The sequence below is a fragment of the Rhodobacter sp. SGA-6-6 genome, assembly GCF_011043545.1.
In the GTDB taxonomy this organism is placed as follows: domain Bacteria; phylum Pseudomonadota; class Alphaproteobacteria; order Rhodobacterales; family Rhodobacteraceae; genus Pseudogemmobacter.
In genome coordinates this window covers 1-1,100 of the sequence record NZ_JAAKGP010000051.1, presented here as the reverse complement: position 1 = coordinate 1,100, position 1,100 = coordinate 1, and the positions used below count along the sequence as shown (strand labels likewise).

Here is a 1,100-nt window from a genome sequence, read left to right as displayed (position 1 = left end):
GCTGCGCGCCTACTGGCTGACCTACGAGACCCCGGCCGCTGCGGGCGATCATGCGTTCCGGCCCGGCACGCGGTTCGAGGATGTGCTTGCCCTTTACGTCTTCGACCGGCAACTGCGCCTGCTGGTGATGGATGCAATCGAGCGGGTCGAGGTCGCCCTGCGCGCCGGATGGGCGCACCACATGGCGATGACCTACGGTTCGCACGGCTACCTTGACCAAGGGTTGTATGACAGCCGTGACCGCCACGCGCGGGCCGTCACAACCCTGTCCGATGAATTCCAATGGTCCAAGGACACCTTCGCCGACCACTACCGCACCAAGTATACCGATCCCGTTCTGCCCCCCGTCTGGATGGCGGCCGAGGTGATTTCGTTCGGCCAGTTGTCGAAGTGGCTGGGCAACCTCAAGCTGCGAGCGGACCGCCAGGCCATCGCCAAGCCTCTGGGCTTGGATGAAAAGGCGCTGATCTCGTTCGCGCATCACATGAGCTATGTGCGCAACATCTGCGCCCACCACGGGCGGCTGTGGAACAAGCGGTTCACGGTGACCATGGCTGTGCCGAAGTTCCCGGCCACGTTGCCGGTGGCGATGCGCGGTGCCCATGACCGGATGCTGCACAACACCCTCGTGATGCTGGATCATCTGCTGGGCGTCGTCGCGCCTGACAGCGGCTGGCGTGGGCGGCTGGTGGCGCTGATCGACGGATGCCCGCAGGCTGATCCCGCGGCGATGGGCTTTCCGGCCGATTGGCGGGCTCGAGCAGCGTGGAGGGTGGTGGCATGAAGCTGGATGATGCCAAACACCTCGTCCGACAGCGACTGATTGACGAAAACGAGCTGCCCGAGGTTCCGTCCGGTTGGACGGTTGAGCGGCTTCGTTTTCTTTTTTCGGAAAGCAAGGAGCGCAATGGCAAGGAACCCGTTGGCGAAATGCTCTCCGTATCCGAATACTACGGTGTCACTCCAAAGGAATACGACGCCGAAGAGCGCAAGCGTGCGGACGATGAGATCGAAAATTATCGGGTCGTGAGGCCGGGCCAGCTGGCTGTTAATTCAATGTGGTTGAACCATCTTGGTTTGGGTGTTTCCGACCATCTTGG

The 1,100-nt window shown here is 62.1% G+C and carries 1 protein-coding gene and 1 pseudogene; both read left to right on the top strand.

Going from position 1 to position 1,100, the window contains the following annotated elements; genetic code table 11:
• A partial coding sequence (locus G5B31_RS20905; protein ID WP_165020114.1) for an Abi family protein occupies positions 1-784 on the top strand: 784 nt, incomplete at its 5' end.
• Positions 781-1,100 (top strand): annotated as a pseudogene (locus tag G5B31_RS20900) (hypothetical protein); the annotation flags it as partial. The gene G5B31_RS20905 and the pseudogene G5B31_RS20900, both read left to right, overlap by 4 nt.